Annotated in this window: 16 protein-coding genes; 7 read left to right on the top strand and 9 right to left on the bottom strand. The window is 28.2% G+C overall.

The annotated features are described in order from the left end of the window. Positions 1-80 precede the first annotated feature (80 nt). Complete coding sequence (locus J2127_RS06630; RefSeq protein ID WP_209732778.1) at positions 81-956, bottom strand: hypothetical protein; 876 nt, start codon at positions 954-956, stop codon at positions 81-83. Between the two features lie 158 nt (positions 957-1,114). Continuing rightward, complete coding sequence (fen, locus tag J2127_RS06625; RefSeq protein ID WP_209732777.1) at positions 1,115-2,098, bottom strand: flap endonuclease-1; 984 nt, start codon at positions 2,096-2,098, stop codon at positions 1,115-1,117. A gap of 302 nt (positions 2,099-2,400) precedes the next feature. Between fen and galU the strand changes: the two genes are divergently transcribed. Continuing rightward, complete coding sequence (gene galU / locus J2127_RS06620; RefSeq protein ID WP_209732776.1) at positions 2,401-3,264, top strand: UTP--glucose-1-phosphate uridylyltransferase GalU; 864 nt, start codon at positions 2,401-2,403, stop codon at positions 3,262-3,264. Between the two features lie 638 nt (positions 3,265-3,902). On the opposite strand, the gene J2127_RS06615 is transcribed toward galU, so the two are convergent. From J2127_RS06615 to J2127_RS06590, 6 genes are all read right to left on the bottom strand, one after another. After that, positions 3,903-4,406 (bottom strand): adenylyltransferase/cytidyltransferase family protein, encoded by a 504-nt coding sequence (locus J2127_RS06615; RefSeq protein WP_209732775.1) that lies wholly within the window; start codon positions 4,404-4,406, stop codon positions 3,903-3,905. Between the two features lie 268 nt (positions 4,407-4,674). Continuing rightward, positions 4,675-5,436, bottom strand: a complete 762-nt coding sequence (locus J2127_RS06610) for a coenzyme F420-0:L-glutamate ligase (RefSeq protein WP_209732774.1) — start codon at positions 5,434-5,436, stop codon at positions 4,675-4,677. Between the two features lie 125 nt (positions 5,437-5,561). Continuing rightward, positions 5,562-6,344, bottom strand: coding sequence for an adenosylcobinamide-GDP ribazoletransferase (cobS, locus tag J2127_RS06605; RefSeq protein ID WP_209732773.1), 783 nt, complete (start codon positions 6,342-6,344; stop codon positions 5,562-5,564). A 319-nt stretch (positions 6,345-6,663) separates the two neighbouring features. Then, on the bottom strand, positions 6,664-7,089 hold the full coding sequence (locus tag J2127_RS06600) for an acetolactate synthase (protein WP_209732772.1): 426 nt from the start codon (positions 7,087-7,089) through the stop codon (positions 6,664-6,666). Positions 7,090-7,338: 249 nt separating this feature from the next. Further along, the gene (locus J2127_RS06595) at positions 7,339-8,640 is read right to left on the bottom strand and encodes a phenylacetate--CoA ligase family protein (RefSeq protein WP_209732771.1); all 1,302 of its coding nucleotides are present in this window, start codon (positions 8,638-8,640) and stop codon (positions 7,339-7,341) included. A 241-nt stretch (positions 8,641-8,881) separates the two neighbouring features. Next, positions 8,882-9,154: an ACT domain-containing protein gene (locus J2127_RS06590; RefSeq protein WP_209732770.1), complete on the bottom strand. Its 273-nt coding sequence runs from the start codon at positions 9,152-9,154 to the stop codon at positions 8,882-8,884. A 605-nt stretch (positions 9,155-9,759) separates the two neighbouring features. Here J2127_RS06590 and purC point away from each other — a divergent pair. Both purC and purS read left to right on the top strand, forming a co-directional pair. Next, positions 9,760-10,494: a phosphoribosylaminoimidazolesuccinocarboxamide synthase gene (gene purC / locus J2127_RS06585; RefSeq protein ID WP_209732769.1), complete on the top strand. Its 735-nt coding sequence runs from the start codon at positions 9,760-9,762 to the stop codon at positions 10,492-10,494. Positions 10,495-10,603: 109 nt separating this feature from the next. Next, positions 10,604-10,852 carry a phosphoribosylformylglycinamidine synthase subunit PurS gene (gene purS, locus J2127_RS06580; protein ID WP_209590562.1) on the top strand — a complete coding sequence of 83 codons (249 nt, stop codon included), beginning with the start codon at positions 10,604-10,606 and terminating at the stop codon, positions 10,850-10,852. A gap of 85 nt (positions 10,853-10,937) precedes the next feature. Here purS and J2127_RS06575 read toward each other — a convergent pair whose 3' ends face one another. Continuing rightward, positions 10,938-11,381, bottom strand: a complete 444-nt coding sequence (locus J2127_RS06575; protein WP_209732768.1) for a DUF1890 domain-containing protein — start codon at positions 11,379-11,381, stop codon at positions 10,938-10,940. A gap of 366 nt (positions 11,382-11,747) precedes the next feature. On the opposite strand from J2127_RS06575, the gene J2127_RS06570 reads away from it, so the two are divergent. From J2127_RS06570 to fwdF, 4 genes are all read left to right on the top strand, one after another. Further along, complete coding sequence (locus tag J2127_RS06570; RefSeq protein ID WP_209590564.1) at positions 11,748-12,032, top strand: energy-converting hydrogenase B subunit P; 285 nt, start codon at positions 11,748-11,750, stop codon at positions 12,030-12,032. A 217-nt stretch (positions 12,033-12,249) separates the two neighbouring features. Further along, a complete protein-coding gene (locus J2127_RS06565) occupies positions 12,250-12,924 on the top strand; it encodes a TIGR02253 family HAD-type hydrolase (protein WP_209732767.1) in 675 nt (224 codons plus the stop codon). A gap of 368 nt (positions 12,925-13,292) precedes the next feature. Next, positions 13,293-13,778: a 4Fe-4S dicluster domain-containing protein gene (locus J2127_RS06560; RefSeq protein ID WP_209732766.1), complete on the top strand. Its 486-nt coding sequence runs from the start codon at positions 13,293-13,295 to the stop codon at positions 13,776-13,778. Between the two features lie 495 nt (positions 13,779-14,273). After that, a complete protein-coding gene (gene fwdF, locus J2127_RS06555) occupies positions 14,274-15,329 on the top strand; it encodes a tungsten-dependent formylmethanofuran dehydrogenase subunit FwdF (RefSeq protein WP_209732765.1) in 1,056 nt (351 codons plus the stop codon). The last annotated feature ends 107 nt before the right edge of the window (positions 15,330-15,436 follow it).

Here is a 15,436-nt window from a genome sequence, read left to right as displayed (position 1 = left end):
ATATAGTTAAAAATGAATAAAAATATTAAAAAATATTAAAAAAATAAAATAGGAGATAAATCAATGTATTTAATCGAATACTATAATTTAATCTCAAATTCTTCTAAATCTTCTAATTTCATTTTATTTTCTGTTATTTTAGTAGGTATGTTATATACCTTTTTAGGTTCTGACGGTTTTCCTTTAAGCCCCAATATTACAATATCGGTTTCTGGCTTTTCTTCATAAATAGACACTAATTCGTTAACAGGATATGAATCTTGGTATACTGCATAGACTGATTTATCAAACAAGTACAATGCACCATTTTTCTCAATAAGTCCATTTGATTTTAAATATTCTACGAATTTTTTATGATCTAAATTATCAAATTCGATAGTTTCTTTATTTTCTACATTATTTGTTATTTTAATATCCTTATCTGTGTCTATTTTATTATTGTCATTATCAATATTTTTATTTGATATGTTAATTTCAATGCTATCGTCAGTTTCAAATTTTTCAATTTTTATGGGGGTAACTGTATCTTTTTCAGTATTTTTATTATTGGTATTGTTACTAATATTAGTATCATTAGTACCGTTAAATTCTTCAAAACTTACGTATTCGTCCATATTTTCATTTTCATCGATTTTAGTACCTTTTGAATTTCCAAAAGGATTTAAAAATCTTTTAAGATTAAGTGAATTTATAAAGTCTTTAAATTCTCCAAAAAATGAACTGGAGCTTTTTGAATTATTAAATTCTTCTTCGCTTTCGTAAATTTTAATTTTCTTAGTCTTAAGTTTTCTATCTACCTTGGTAAGTTTTTTATAAATCCATTTTATTGTGAAATATCCGAATAATACGAAAATTCCTGCTATAATAAACGGAATTAATAAAAGTAACCCTATCCAAAAGATTATTTTTAAAAATAATGGTACTGAAGAAGATTTTCCATTTATATATACTGGCATATTAACACCTTTTAGTGTCATTCTTTTAAATTAATTAAGTTATTTAAATTTTTAAAATATTTTAGTATTATTTTATTATTTTATTATAAATCGATTATATGAAATATATTGAATTACCTATATTAAACTATCTATGTATAAGATATAAGGCTTAAAATTTAAAACCAACTGTCTATACTACTCTGTGATAATTTATTTTTAATCAGTCCGTCCAATTTTTCAGATGACGATTTAACCCTATCTTCTGAAAAATCATTTTCTTCAACTAAAAATTTAAAAATTCCTTCTAAATCCGGTCTTTTTAATTTTAAATCGCCTTTTTTGTATTCTGAAAGTTCTGGCTTATCAAATATTTTTCTAATTTCTGAATAGTTTTCTATCTCAGGCACGTATTTTTCCATCTGATTATTTTTAACTATATCAAGAGCTTTTTTAGGACCTAATCCCTTAACACCTTTTGGATTGTAGTCCGTACCTATTAAAATTGACATATCAATCAATTGACTACGAGTAACGCCCAGTTCTTCTAAAACTTCACTTAATTCTATGTATTCTAATTCTTTGGAGCCAGAGCTAGTCATATTTTTTATTACTTTGTCCGCACCGTATAGTAATGAGTCATAATCTTGACTAACAACTGCAAAAGCATCTCCATTTTTTACTATTTCTGCACATTGGGCTTCTCCTTCGGAACCAGACGTTAAATGGGGTACTCCCATTAAATCCAAAAGTCTTTTGCAATTTAAAATCATATTTGTATCCAAATAATTCATTCTCTTTGCAAATTTTTGCATTTTTTCAGTGTCTTCCTCTTTTTTTGCAACAAGGTATTCACTAAGTGCTTTTTGTCTCGTTTTACGCCTTTCTTCTCGTGTAACTTCTTTTAATTCATGAGCCTGACCATCGAAAACCCATATCGGTGTTAAACCCATTTCAAGCATATTGATGGTTTTATAAAATATACCGTTATAGGCAGAAGTTACTTCTCCGCTACTATTTTTCAAAGGCGTCCCATCTCTCAACCTTATACTGGATAAAAATTGATAAATTACATTCATAGCATCAATTGCAATTTTTTTATTGTTAAGCTCTTTTTTTGAAATTGATTTTTTTGAAATTAATTCGTTAAGTTGTACTCCCATGATAACACCAAATATTTAAATTATTTAAATTATTTAAATTATTTAAATTGTATTTTTCTATTTTCTATTTTCTATTTTCCGTTATTTTATAAATTTATATTGCACTACTTTATATATTAATTTTAAATTATATATTAATATATAATAAATAACCTATATTGCTGTAAATGACATATATCAAAATAACTAAAAATATAATTATTATATAATTATTATATGATCATGATATAACTATAAATTATAGATACAGCTATACAAGAATCTATACAAGACACATAAAGCGACGAGAAAAGAGGGAAAAAATGGTTAAAAAAGCAATAATTCCGGCAGCAGGTTTTGGTACAAGACTATTACCAATTACAAAGGCGCAACCTAAGGAAATGCTCCCCGTATTGGGTAAACCCATAATTCAATATGTAATCGAGGATTTAGCAGAAGCAGGTATCTCAGATGTTATGATTGTTACTGGAAAAGGAAAATATGCAATCGAAAACCATTTTGATAAAAATTTCGAACTCGAAGAACGTTTGAAGAAGGATGCAAAATGTGATGCTTTAAAAGCAATAAGTGATATTAACAATTTAGCGACAATATATTACACAAGACAAGGGAAACAACTAGGATTGGGGCACGCAATTGGTTGCGGTAGTGAATTTGTCGGTGGCGAGTACTCTATTTTAATGGTGGGGGACACAATATACTCTAAAAATGTTGCAAAGGAATTAATGAATGCACACGAAAAATATGGTTGCTCAGTAATTGCACTTGAGAGAGTACCTGAGGAAGATGTTTCAAAATATGGGGTCATAGCAGGCAAACAAATCGAAGAAGGTGTTTATGACATTGATGATTTGGTAGAAAAACCGCCAGTTTCAGAAGCTCCATCAAACTTAATTATCACCGGAGCTTATTTATTATCTCCAAAGATATTTGAACATATTAAAAATACCAAACCAGGGCGTGGAAACGAAATTCAGCTAACCGACGCAATGAAAACACTCTTAAATGAAGAAAAAATTATAGGAATCGAATTAAACTACAAAAGATATGATATCGGAGATATTAAAGGCTGGTTAGAAGCTAATGTTGAATTAGGACTCGAAAAAATACCGGGATTTAAAGACTACTTAAAATCATTATGTGAAGAAGGAATTGATAAAAAATAAATTATAATATTTAACTCTTTTTTTAAATTTTATTTATCTTACTCTAATTTTTTAATCATTGATTTATTTATTTTTAGATTTAAATATACAAATGTTAAACTTTTAAACTTTTAAACTTTTAAATTTTTAAAACTTTTTAGATTTAATAATGTTTAATCTTTTTAAAATAGCAGTGTTTAAGTTCGTTAAATCAATAAAAAGATGTGCTCAGTCGTCCCCGTTGTCTTCATCGAGCTTAGCTCTCCGCGAAGTCGGCACTCATCATTGCACACACATTCCATTGTAAATATAAAACTTGTCTAAATTATTATTAATGTCATTATCATATTTAAAGAGTTGTATGATATACACTTACTAATAGATGAATGTAACTATTAGTAGATATTTAATTGTCCCGAAATAGTAATAAATATTAAATATCGTTTGGATTTATGTGACGATAAGTAATTATCCTAATTATTTAGGATATTTAGTAGTTTATTCAATTTATATCTATTTATTATTCATATGGAATTTACATTATGTCAATCAGCCCGATTAATTATATTTACCTTATTATATAAATTAGTTTTTATTATGATTTATCGTCGAGCTTATTTAGTTAAATAAAGTCACTATTTTAAGCACAATATTAATGCTTATTTTAATTCAATTTCCTTGTTACACCATCTTTTGACAATTTCCTTTAGTATGTCATAAGAACTATGGAAAGGACATTCTACATATTCTTCAACTTTGATTATTTCAGTTTCAAAGCCCCTTTCTAAAAGTTGGCTTTTCAATTCCTCAAGCTGATATGTAGTTTGATCAGGACCTAATACAATTATATCGGGTTTTATATTTAATATAGGTTCTAATTTATCTGTTAAACTACCCAATATGGCTCTGTCAACTGGTTTAAGTGTTTCTATCATCATTTTTCGTTGTTCTTCAGGAATAACTGGTTTTCTTCCTTTAATACGTTTAACAGTTTCGTCTCTAGCAAGTACAACGACTAATTCATCCGCGTGTTTTTTGGCAAAGTCAAGTGTGTTAAAGTGTCCAGGGTGCAGTAAATCAAAAGTACCTGCAGTTAGTGCAACTTTTTTCTTGGCATTTCCGTTATTATTTTTTAATTCGGGGTTATTTTCGTTTTTTGACATGTTAATCACGATAATCGATAAAATTATAATTTAATTTAATATACATACCATATAGTTAGCGCATATTTAGTGCATAAATAGTATATACTTAATTTATAACATACTAATATCTTCAATAATATATAAACTATATATTTTAAATTTACTAGCTATAAAAAATATCTAGTATCTAAAATTAAAAATATAAAAAATAAATAAAAAATAGAAATAAATAAAAAATAGAAATAAAGATAAAAATAAAAAAATAATTATTTATTTCATCAATAAATTATCTAAATACGTCAAATTCTTTTTTTCTAATTAAATCTTTTCCCGTACCTTTTTGTAATGGAATAGGTGCATTTTTAACAATAACTACAGGTATTCCTTCATTAGATTGTCCCATGATAACAGAAGCAGCTGCAGCTAACTCGTCAGCAATTCCCACTTCAGTGGTTTTTAACTCACGACCAAATAGGTCCTTTTCACCTTTCCTATCCCATAATGCACAGATACCACTTACGCCAATTGCAACACCACAAGAACCGTTTCTAAATGGCCTACCCATGCTATCATTAATAATAACGCCAACATCTAAGTTCGTTAACTCTTTAATTCTTTCCCTTATCTTTTCAGCACTAAGGTCCGGGTTTTGAGGGAGTGGCTTAACTAAGTCTTTAGAATTACTTTCATCTACACCACTGTTTGCACAAACAAAGCCGTGTTTAGTTTCCGTTATTATAAACTTATCCCCTAACTTTACAATTTCATTTGCCTCATTTAATATAATTTGAACTACTTCAGGGTCTTTTTCAAGTTTTTTGGCAATTTCTTTTGCTATTTCAGATACTACAACGTCTTTTTTATTTATAACATTGTTTTCAGATTTTGCAACAACTGTTTCAGCAATTACAATTATATCGTTATTTTCTAAGGGATATTCTGCGATAATTTCTGCTAAATCTTCGCCACCTTTAATCAAGGGGATTTCTAAACCTATTAATTCCATTTTTCTTTTTTCAATTACGCCATTTTCAATTATTTTTGACATACTACCACTAAGATAATTTTTTAAGTAATATATTATTAATTTATTATTAATTTAGTATTAGTTTATTATTTAGTTTATATTCTTTTAAAATATATAAATTTACTCAATAAATCCATAATTAGTAATTATATGTTGAGTATACCATATTTTACCGCAGGGGCTAAAGCTATAATTAAAACTAAAAGTAAAGCTCTACCCATTTCCGCAGAAGCTCCCAATATATCGCCTGTAACACATCCCATCGTTTTGTTTGATTTCCAAGCAAAATACATTCCAAAGAATGCGGAGATTGTCGCAAGCATAATGGCTATTTTAAATACGCCCAACAAGTAACCAATCAATAAAGGGGTCAATATTCCAATTAATAAGAACATTTCGTTAGATTTTTTAACTAAATACCGTCCAGTACCCTCTGTAGCAGGAATACCACAAGTAGCACAAGCTAACAATACAAGTCTCGAGCAAGTTTCTACAAGTATGACATATTTCATAAACTCAAAAATTGAAACATTACCGTATAAATGTGCTAGTGCAAATACTGACGCAAATTCAACAAATAATAAAAACATTATTCCGCCAATACCAATGTTTACATCTTTCATTACTTCTAATTTTTTCCTTTTATTCCCCATTACCATCCAAGCGTCTCCGTAATCGCCCAATCCATCAACATGGTGGAATCCTTGCATATATAAAAGTGTACAAAGTACGATAATACCTGCAAGTAACGGAGCGGAAAATTCAATACTGTAAAGTCCATAAGCTATTAAAGCTCCAAAAAGCCCTATTAATGTACCGATAAGTGGCATAAACCAAAAATATTTGGCCATGTCTTCAAAACCGCACGTTACATTTGCTACAGGTATTTTTGTCATAAACGCAATTAGTGCTTTGATTTCTTGTAACATTATTATCACGCATAATTATTATTATTATTATTATTATTTTATAATCCGAAATTATAACTTGAAATTATAACTTGAAATTATAACTTGAAATTATAATCTGTAAAATTAATCAATATTTGTAATTTAATAAACTGTAAGTTCAAATAATTATTTTATATCATATTTAATACTATAGCAATATAAACTATATACATATGATTATTAAAATTAAATTATATTGATTAAAATAGACTTAAGAAATAAGGATAAATAATAAATTAATAAAATAATAAAAAAAGTAAAAAATAAATTAATAAAATAATAAAAGCCTAATTCCAAATTAGATTTTTTTCAACCTATCTGCACTTACAACTTCTATTCCTTTGCTAGTAAGCACTTCAATACATTTTTCGTTGTTTTCAGTTCTTAAAACGGCTAAAGCTTTGTCATTTAATGCAAAAGCATACATATATTCAATGCTAATTTCTTCTTCAGAAAGATACTTGGAAGCTTTTGAAAAAGAACCAACTTCATTAGGTATGCAGATGCAAACAATATCTGTTAAACCAACTGAAAATAAATTGTCTTTGAGTGCTTTTAAAGCTTTTTCAGGGTCTGAAACTACCATTCTTAATATTCCGTACTCTGTAGTATCTGCAACGCTTAAAGCTACTATATTAATATTTTCTTTTTCCAAAATTTCCATAACTTCGTATAATCTACCGGATTTATTTTCTAAAAATACAGACAATTGTTTAGCAATCATAAAACTCACCATTAAGTAATTATTTAATATTTTATTAGTATAATTTAATATATTTTGCTATTTAATTATATTTTTACCTAATTTTATTTTATATTTTTTAGTATATGCAATATTCGATTTATATTCAATTATATCATGGCATAATTCTTGAAAAAATAAATAATTAGTAAATAATTAAATAATTAGTAAATAATTAAATAACTAGTAATTAACTAATAATTAACTAGTAGATAAGTAATAACTAATTATTTACTGAATAATTCTTTTATCAACTACTCTTTTTGATTTTCCTTCTGTTCTACCAAGTGTTTTAGGTTCTACCAATTTTACGTTTACATTGATTCCAATTACATCTACAATTGCTTTTTTAATTCTTTTATTTAATTTTTCAAGTTCCTTAATTTTATCTGAGAAGAATGCAGGGTCAACTTCAACGAGTACGCTTAAAACGTCCAAGTTGTTGATTCTATCGACCTCAAGCATGTAGTGGGGTAAAACTTCGTTAATTTTAAGCAAAGCGCTCTCAATTTGTGATGGGAATACATTAACACCCCTAATAATGAGCATATCGTCACTTCTACCGGTACATTTGTTCATTCTTACTAATGTCCTACCACATTCACATTTTTCATAATTAAGACTTGTTAAGTCCCTAGTTCTATACCTTAAGAGTGGTAAACCTTCTTTTGTAACAGTTGTAAATACTAACTCACCTTTTTGACCTTCAGGGAGTTGTTCAAGTGTATTGGGGTCAATAACTTCTGGTATGAAGTGGTCTTCATTAATGTGTAAACCAGCTTTAGCTTCACATTCACAAGCCACACCTGGACCCATAATTTCGCTTAAACCATATATATCGTATGCCTTAATACCAAAGCTTTCCTCAATATTTTCACGCATAGCTTCAGTCCAAGGTTCAGCTCCAAAAATACCCACTTTTAAATTTAAGCTTTTAGGGTCAACGCCACGTTCTTGCATAGCTTCAGCTAAATATAGGGCGTAAGACGGAGTACATGCAATTACACTGGTTTTAAAGTCTTGCATTAGTTGTATTTGTTTTTCTGTGTTTCCACCAGATATTGGTACAACAGTAGCTCCAAGTCTTTCACCACCATAGTGTAAACCTAATCCGCCCGTAAAAAGACCGTATCCGTATGCAATTTGTATGAAGTCGTCTTTAGAAACACCTGCAAAATTCAATGTTCTTGCCACAATTTCTGACCAAATAGTAATATCTCTACGAGTGTATCCAACTACGGTAGGCTTACCTGTAGTACCGGAAGATGCGTGAACTCTCACTATATCTTCCATAGGACTCGCAAATATCCCGAATGGGTAGTTGTCTCTTAAATCCTGTTTTGTAGTGAATGGTAATTTTACTATATCGTCTATACCTTCAATATCTTCAGGGTAAACGCCCAATTCTTGCATTTTATTTCTGTAAAATGGCACATTGTAGTACACACGATTAACAGTTTCACAAAGTCTTTTACTTTGTAATTCTCGCATTTCTTCCCTATCCCTACATTCGATGGTTTTGTTCCATATCATAAAATCGCCCGGTTTATTTTATTATTGATTATATTAATTCTTAATTATCATATTTATCATATTTTATCATATTATATATAATTTATATTAAAATATACGGGTTATTAAAATTAAAATAATACTACTAAAAATTCAAATAAAAGAGATAATAATACGAATAAAATAATATGTAAAAATAAAAAATAAAAATAGAAATAAAAATAGAAATAAAAAAATACTTAAAAATGAGAAAAAAAGTTATTTAAAGTCTGTGCATGTATTTAAATATATTTTCGTGTTGAACGGTAATTTTAACGTTAATTTCAGCACCTAATTTTTCTAATTCTTCTTTAAGTTCTGACAATTGTTTGTTTGAGCTTTCAATATCAATCATCATAATCATTGTAAATAAATCTTGCATGATAGTTTGTTTTATATCCACAATGTTTGAGTTACTATCTGCAATAATTTTTGTAATTCCTGCAACAATCCCTGGTTTGTCCAATCCAATAACGGTTATAACAACGTTTTCCATAATAACACCTTAATGCCTTTTAATTATTCAAAGTTTAATGATTTAAAATCAATAATAAGATTATATAATCTAAGTACATTTTAACTAATAATTCATAATATATAAATTTATATCTTAATGCCCAACTGCCTTTAAATAAACCTAGCGGTTTATATCTCGCCAACATTATGTTGTCGATGGGCGGACGGCAGAGAGTAAATAAATATATATTATTTAATTACGCTTAATGCCCAACTTGCCCAACTGCTTCTGGGCGATTCGCATAATGGTAAATCTTACGATTTGCTTATTAAATAATTCTTTCAGAGTTTTAAATACTGACCGCTCATTGACAATGTAGTCGGCGAGCTATAAACCATCAGATTTATTTAGGGGTAGGTACGGGAATATAAATCCCTATCAATATTTTAACTATGGGTATTCATTGATAATTATTTTTATTATTCTTAATTAGGTTTAAATATTAAAAATGGATACCATATTATAACTTACATTACATACCAAATTATAATACAAAAACAGTACAGAAATAATACAAATTATAATACAAATAATACAAATAATAATAATAATAATAATAATAATTAAAATATGCTGGTGACAAAATGACATCTTACGATTTAGAGCAAATAAAATCAAAACAACCATTATACACAGGAAAAGCTAAATCCATTTACGAAATTGACAACGAAACCGTTTTAGTTGAATTCAGGGATGACATAACTGCAGGAAATGGTGCAAAACACGATGTAAAAAGCGGAAAAGGATATTTAAACGCTTTAATTTCAGCAGAATTATTCAGAGTACTCGAAAAAGCAGGAATTCCAACACATTTCATCGAATACATTGAGCCTACAACTACAATCGCAAAAAGTGTTAAAATCGTACCTATCGAAGTAATCGTTAGAAACATAACCGCAGGTAGTTTATGCAGAAAATACCCATTCGAAGAAGGAAAAGAATTAAAAACCCCAATAGTTCAATTTGACTATAAAAATGACGAATACGGCGACCCTATGTTAAACTACGATATCGCTTTAGCTCTCGAAATTGCTACACTCGAGCAATTAAATGAAATTAAAGAAATCGGTTTAAAAGTAAATGACGTTTTAGTTAAATACTTCGATAACATTGGTATTAAATTAGTAGACTATAAAATTGAAATCGGCCTTACAAACGACGGTAAATTAGTTGTAGCTGATGAAATAAGCCCTGATACAATGAGATTATGGGACAAGGAAACAAACGATGTAATGGATAAAGACGTATTTAGAAAAGATTTAGGAAATGTTCTCGAAAAATACGAAATAGTTGCTAAAAGAATGGGTTTATTAGAATAATATACTAATATTTAGAATAAATACCCTATAATTTGATATACTTTCGTAAAAAGAAAAGAAAAAAAGAAAAAAGAAAAAAAAGAAACATATTAATAATAAAGGTGATACTTTGTATAAAGCTGAAATTACTGTTAAGTTAAAAAAAGGCGTTTTAAACCCTGAAGGACAAACAATATTAAAAGCATTAAACTTTTTAGGTTTTAATGAAGTAAGCGATGTTAAATCATTCAAAAGTATTGAATTAGAGTTTGAAGCAGAAAATGAAGAAAAAGCAATGGAAAGATTAACTGAAATGTGCAATAAATTATTAGCAAACCCTGTAATCCACGATTACGAAATAAAATTAGAAAAAAACTAATTTAGAATTATTAAATAAATATTAAATAAATATTAAATAAATTATTATTTTATTTATTAATTTTTATTTATTAATTTTTATTTTTTTAAAATTCTTTAAATATTCTTTTTAACATAACATTGATAGGCGTTGGATTATGGAACGCACGTATAGACTTATTTTCAATGCCATTTTCATCTAAAATTTGGGTTAATCCGCCCAATTCTCCAGTACCGAATATTAACGCTGACGTTTCTTTATTATAAACCATTTTATAGGTTACTATATAGTTAATACCTGCATCATTATGTGTTAATCCAAATATGTAGTCTACGTCAAATTTGTCCTTTAAACCATTATCAATAGGTTGAAAACCTACACCTTTGAGGTAGTGATGTTCAGGGTCTGCAGATTCAATTAATTTTAATGCAGAGGGATTTCCTGCAACATAAACTTGATGTCCCTTGCTTTTGAGTAAATTTAATAAGAACATGAATGAAGGGATTAATAAGGGAGGCTCCGGACAGCCCAATAATATTAAAATATTCATAAATTCACCTTTTTAAATAGTTTTAGTAACGCCAATAATAGTCTTAATAATTCTAATACTTTTAACAATTCTAATAATTCTAATAATTCTAATAATTTTACTATTTTTTAATTATTTTGTTATTTTTTATTTTTCTTAAAATGAATTACCTAAATCTATAAATATTATATAAAAATATAAATTACCACTATATTAATGTTAGATAATATAGATAATCATTGTATAATTATTGTATAATCATAGTTTATACTTATTATTATATTTTGTATTTTATATATTCATAATTACATATTCATAATTATCTAAATTGTAATCTCATAAAAAAGTTAACTCAAGTGACTTAATAATAGCTTAGAAGGTGGAAAAATGCCTAAAATGGTATTATTGCCCAAATTAACAATGTCCTTAGGGGGCTACATTAGAGAAACAGTACAACCTTATGAAGAGGGCGAGGCAGAAGCTTTCCCTTATCAAAATGTTATAGTTGGAAATCCATTAGATGAGCCAGTTAAGATTGATGTACCGGCTTACGACGATGAATGGGTTGAAAGACACAAAGATTTAGGATTAATTGTAGTTCCAATTAGTACCGAAGATGACTTTGTAGGTATTTTTAAGATGGTACAGAATAAGGTTAAAACTACCCAATAATAAAAAGGAAATAAAATTAATAATATTAAAAATAATAAGTAAAGAAGAAAAACTAAAATAAAAAATAAAATTAAATAAAATTAAATAAAATAAGTAAAAAAATAAGTAAAAAAATAAGTAAAAAAATAAGTAAAAAAATAAGTAAAAAAATAAGTAAAAAATACTAAATTACAATACTAAAACAAATAAAATAAAAATCTGATGCCTTGGTGAAAATGTGATAAAAGGTGTATTATTTGACCTTGACGACACGCTGTATAACTCTTCAGAATTCGCTCGAAGGGCACGGAAAGAAGCTTTAAAAGCAATGGTGGACGCAGGATTGCATAATTCAGAAGAAGAAGCTGAAAAAGTTCTTAATCGTATAATCTTACAAAAAGGTTCTAACTATAGTATGCACTTCAACGATTTGGTAAAGGCTTTAAAAGGAGACCATGACCCAAAAATAATTGCTACGGGAATTATAACGTACCACAATGTTAAGTTTTCATTATTAAGACCATTCCCTGATACAATAAGTTCTTTAATTAAATTAAAGAGCAAAGGTTTAAAATTAGGGATATTAACTGATGGAGTCACATTAAAACAATGGGAAAAATTAATAAGATTGTCAATCTGCCCATTTTTTGATGAAGTTATAACTTCAGAGGAATTCGGACTTGGAAAACCCTATCCTGAATTTTTTGAACATGGACTATCTAAAATGAATTTAAAACCTGAAGAAGTTGTTTACATTGGAGATAGGGAAGATAGGGACATAATACCTGCTAAATCCTTAGGTATGAAAACCGTTAGAATATACCAGGGTAAATACAGCGATATAAAAGAAACTAGTGCCGATTATTCAATAAATAGCCTTTCGGAACTCCCTGATTTATTAGAAAACATGTAATTATAACCACAAATCCCCCTTTCTATAATTTTTATAATTATTTTTTATGTTAGGTTAACTCACATATACTTAAAATTATATTTTTTTTATTAAGTTTACCAAAATTTTCGTAAAATTTTACAAAATTTACTTACAGTTTTATCGATTGATGTAACTAGTATACATTAACATTATAATACGCGTTAATCACTCTTAAATTTCATTAAAACTCTCGAAATCTTTTTCTTTCAAAAATTTTATTTTTAAGTTCTCTTAAAAAATATGTTAGCCTAACTCATACTAATATATATAGTTTTCGACTTGAATTTAGAAGAATTATTTATATAGTGTACGGTACTATATGTATATGACTCACACGAGATGAAAGTATGCCAGAACATATATTGTCAGGGATTAAAGCGATAGTAGCTCTAAATTTAAGAAAAGAAGGTAAATTACAACGTGAAATTGCCGACTATCTTGATATGGATCGCTCAATCGTTTCCCATTATTTGCATGGTAGGTATCCCTCCAGGAAAGTAATTGAAGTTTCTGAAAAGATTGTTAAATTACCAATGGAGTTAAGCATACCCATAATAAGTTCATTGAGTGATAATAAACAACTTACTAAGAAATTAATCAATTCTTTGTACAATATTGCTATTATCTACAAATCAAATGCTTGCATAGGTTGTGGAAAGTGTTTAGAGTGTCCTTATGACGCAGTAAGCACTAACGATAATATCGGTATTTCTATAGACCACGAAGCATGCGTTTTATGTGGCTATTGTATTGATGAGTGCCCTGTTTCAGCAATACGGTTCAAAAGTACGGGAGAACCAAAATTTGAGTTAATTTCCCAAGATTTTGAATAGTCGTGTCATTCGTGATTGATTTGACTTGATATATAATTTGTATCAATTATAGCAAATATGTTGTAAGATTGTAGATACCTAACTATTAATCGTAAAGATTAAAACCAAAATAATTCATAAATATTATTATAAAATTATTATAAAATTATTATAAAATTATTATAAAATTATTATATGAATTAAAATTTAAATGAACTATATAGAAATATATAAATTTATGGATATAATTTAACTGTTGACCGATATTACTACGGTAAATTAATATATTTTTAAAATTTGCATTATTAATATTTTTTATGACATCAAATATCAATGAAATATCAATGAAATACCAATATCCGAATATCAATAAAATATATTTACTATTATATAACCCACAAAATACAATTTTAATATTTTTATTATGATAACTTAGCTAAATATACATAAAATACCGTTAGTTAGCAAGTCATAATACTTATTCGTTGTAATTATACATATGGATGGAGGCATATAATGAAAAATGTTATTAAAGACCAAAATGACGGCGTCATCCAAATTAAAAGAGAGGGCGTTGAAAGCAGAATCTTAAAATGGGAAGATTGTGTTTGTGTTGGTTGCGGAATTTGTAGCGAAATTTGCCCAACAAAAGCTATAGATATGGGACCTTTAGGTGCTATCTTCAAGGGAGACATCGAAGCGGATAAATTAGATATCTCCGAAAAATGTGTATTATGTGGTATGTGTGCTTGTGCTTGTCCATTTGATGCAATGAACTTGTCAATCAACGGCAAATCAATCAAAGAAATGGAACAATACCCAAAAATAAAAAGAGACATTGAATTAAACCAAGACAAGTGTGTATTGTGTGAACAATGTGAAATCGTATGTCCACAATGTGCTATCGAAGTTGAAAGAGAACTTCCTGAAAGAAAAACACTCGTTTTAGGTGAAATTAGCTTTAATGACAAGTGTGTATTATGTGGTATCTGTGCAGAATACTGTCCTGCAGACGCTATCGAATTAATACCAAACGATTTAAACTCAAAAACCTTAAAACCATACAAAGACATCGTTGTAGATACTGATGCTTGTGTATACTGTAAAGTATGTGAAAAAGCTTGTCCACACAATGCTATTGAAGCAATCTGTTACAAGTGTCCATTAGCAAACAGAATTCCAAAACCAGAACTCTACAAAGAAATCAAAGGACAAACAACCATTGATAAAGAAGTATGTGTAACCTGCGGATGGTGTGCTAACATCTGTCCAAAAGACGCTATCGAAGTTCAAAAGCCTTTCGAAGGAGAATTAATCGTTAACGAAAAAGCTTGTAACGCTTGTGGTGCATGTATTTCAGTATGTCCATGTAACGCATTAGTATTCCCTAAATCAGAAAAGCAAGGAGAAATTCCTCCAAGAGTTGAAGTTAACCAAGATGTATGTGTTTTATGTGGAGCTTGTACACACGCTTGTCCAGTAAGTGCATTGGATGTTAAGAGAACAAAAATAAACATGACTGATGCAAAAGCACCAGCTTGGGAAAAAGCATTCTCAAAATTATTAAAATAATTTGTTAAACTAATCTGTTAAACTAATTTGTTTAATTATTTAGATTTAAGAGAATAAAAAAAGTATGAGTAATCATACGCCCTAACAATTATACGTAATACATAAAG

It is taken from the genome of Methanococcus voltae (assembly GCF_017875395.1).
Classification (GTDB): Archaea; AGJL01; Methanococci; order Methanococcales; family Methanococcaceae; genus Methanococcus; species Methanococcus voltae_C.
This window is presented reverse-complemented; position numbering and strand designations above follow the sequence as displayed.

What these genes read in the sequence shown, in the direction of transcription:
- J2127_RS06595 (WP_209732771.1), bottom strand. Translation starts at nt 8,640, where the DNA reads ATGATATGGAACAAAACCATCGAATGTAGGGATAGGGAAGAAATGCGA.
- fen (WP_209732777.1), bottom strand. Translation starts at nt 2,098, where the DNA reads ATGGGAGTACAACTTAACGAATTAATTTCAAAAAAATCAATTTCAAAA.
- J2127_RS06600 (WP_209732772.1), bottom strand. Translation starts at nt 7,089, where the DNA reads ATGATTGCTAAACAATTGTCTGTATTTTTAGAAAATAAATCCGGTAGA.
- J2127_RS06630 (WP_209732778.1), bottom strand. Translation starts at nt 956, where the DNA reads ATGCCAGTATATATAAATGGAAAATCTTCTTCAGTACCATTATTTTTA.
- J2127_RS06615 (WP_209732775.1), bottom strand. Translation starts at nt 4,406, where the DNA reads ATGTCAAAAAACGAAAATAACCCCGAATTAAAAAATAATAACGGAAAT.
- J2127_RS06610 (WP_209732774.1), bottom strand. Translation starts at nt 5,436, where the DNA reads ATGTCAAAAATAATTGAAAATGGCGTAATTGAAAAAAGAAAAATGGAA.
- cobS (WP_209732773.1), bottom strand. Translation starts at nt 6,344, where the DNA reads ATGTTACAAGAAATCAAAGCACTAATTGCGTTTATGACAAAAATACCT.
- purC (WP_209732769.1), top strand. Translation starts at nt 9,760, where the DNA reads ATGACATCTTACGATTTAGAGCAAATAAAATCAAAACAACCATTATAC.
- J2127_RS06575 (WP_209732768.1), bottom strand. Translation starts at nt 11,381, where the DNA reads ATGAATATTTTAATATTATTGGGCTGTCCGGAGCCTCCCTTATTAATC.
- J2127_RS06560 (WP_209732766.1), top strand. Translation starts at nt 13,293, where the DNA reads ATGCCAGAACATATATTGTCAGGGATTAAAGCGATAGTAGCTCTAAAT.
- fwdF (WP_209732765.1), top strand. Translation starts at nt 14,274, where the DNA reads ATGAAAAATGTTATTAAAGACCAAAATGACGGCGTCATCCAAATTAAA.
- galU (WP_209732776.1), top strand. Translation starts at nt 2,401, where the DNA reads ATGGTTAAAAAAGCAATAATTCCGGCAGCAGGTTTTGGTACAAGACTA.
- J2127_RS06590 (WP_209732770.1), bottom strand. Translation starts at nt 9,154, where the DNA reads ATGGAAAACGTTGTTATAACCGTTATTGGATTGGACAAACCAGGGATT.
- J2127_RS06570 (WP_209590564.1), top strand. Translation starts at nt 11,748, where the DNA reads ATGCCTAAAATGGTATTATTGCCCAAATTAACAATGTCCTTAGGGGGC.